This is a genomic window from Roseateles sp. P5_B10 (assembly GCF_056400485.1).
The window spans coordinates 1-1,020 of record NZ_JBFULE010001266.1 but is presented as its reverse complement, the minus strand read 5'-3'; the positions used below and the strand labels follow the sequence as shown (position 1 = coordinate 1,020).

The following is a 1,020-nucleotide window of genomic DNA, read 5'->3' as shown; positions in this document are numbered from 1 at the left end:
GGTGATGGCTTCATCTCGCTGGGCACCTCGGGCGTGCTCTTCGTCGTCAACGACCGCTACCGGCCCAACCCGACCTCAGCCGTGCACGCCTTCTGCCATGCGTTGCCGCAGCGCTGGCACCAGATGAGCGTGATGCTGTCGGCCGCCAGCTGCCTGCGCTGGTTCTGCCAGCTCGTCGGCGCCGATGAAGCCACCTTGCTGGCTGAACTTTCATCAAATGACAGCGCAGTCATCACCTCAGACCACGCACCGATCTTCCTGCCCTACCTGGCCGGTGAGCGCACACCGCACAACGACCCGTTTGCAGCCGGCGTCTTCCATGGCCTGAAGGCGCAGACGAATCGCGCCGACTGCACCTATGCCGTGCTCGAGGGCGTGGCCTTCGGGCTGGCCGATGGGCTGGACGCGCTGCGGGCGGCAGGCACCGAGGTGCACCAGCTGTCGCTGGTGGGCGGCGGCTCRCGCAGCCRYTTCTGGGCCCAGCTGATCGCCGACGCACTCCAGGTCGACRTCGTCCTGCACACCGGCAGCGAAGCCGGCGGCGCSCTCGGCGCGGCACGCCTGGGCTGGTTGGCCACCGGGGGTGCTGTCGAGACCGTCTGCACCCGCCCGCCCGTGGCGGCCCTCTTCTCTCCCGACCCCGAACGCCATGCCCGCCTGGCCCCCCGCCTGGCGCGTTTCCGTGACCTCTACCGCCGCCTGCGCGGTGCCTGACCCCCGAGTTATGACGAGCTATTTCCACGCCATCGCCCCGATCCGCTTTGAGGGCGCCGACAGCCAGAATGACCTGGCCTTCAAGCACTACGACAAGGACCGCATCGTCCTGGGCCAGCGCATGGAGGATCACCTGCGCTTTGCCGTGTGCTACTGGCACAACTTCGTCTGGACCGGCCTGGACCCGTTCGGCGGCGCCACCTTCGAGCGCCCCTGGTTCCAGGGCGGCAGCCCGATGGAGCTGGCCAAGCTCAAGGCCGACGCGGCCTTCGAGTTCTTTGCCAAGCTCGGCGCGCCCTACTACAC

Annotated in this window: 1 protein-coding gene and 1 pseudogene; both read left to right on the top strand. The window is 68.4% G+C overall.

Annotated features, from left to right (window positions below; all coding sequences use genetic code 11):
* Positions 1-714, top strand: a 714-nt coding sequence (locus tag AC1DU6_RS32630) for a xylulokinase (protein ID WP_477862401.1), incomplete at its 5' end; no start/stop codon positions are given.
* Between the two features lie 10 nt (positions 715-724).
* Positions 725-1,020: pseudogene (locus AC1DU6_RS32625) on the top strand (xylose isomerase); the annotation flags it as partial.